The organism is Stenotrophomonas sp. SrG (assembly GCF_050031795.1).
Taxonomy (GTDB): Bacteria; Pseudomonadota; Gammaproteobacteria; order Xanthomonadales; family Xanthomonadaceae; genus Stenotrophomonas; species Stenotrophomonas rhizophila_A.
The window spans coordinates 1-250 of sequence record NZ_JBNBBE010000632.1 but is presented as its reverse complement, the minus strand read 5'-3'; the positions used below and the strand labels follow the sequence as shown (position 1 = coordinate 250).

The 250-nt window shown below is 54.0% G+C and carries 1 tRNA gene; it reads left to right on the top strand.

Annotation, left to right across the window (positions count from 1 at the left end):
- The first annotated feature begins 58 nt into the window (after positions 1-58).
- Positions 59-134, top strand: a tRNA-Ala gene (locus ACQG3P_RS21130).
- Positions 135-250 lie beyond the last annotated feature (116 nt).

Sequence of the window (250 nt, the reverse complement as noted above, 5' to 3'; positions counted from 1 at the left end):
TTGCTAAAACACTTTGCGAATCGACTTCACACGCGTAGTATTCCGCATCCTGCATCGTGGGGCCATAGCTCAGCTTGTAGAGCGCCTGCATGGCATGCATGAGGTCGGCGGTTCGATCCCGCCTGGCTCCACCACTTCTCCGGACATAGGCCGTACGACAGAAGCAAAATTAAAAGTTTCGTGCGTCCCCATAGTCAAGAGGCCTAGGACATAACACATAAACCGTGGCGACCGGGGTTCGAATACCCGA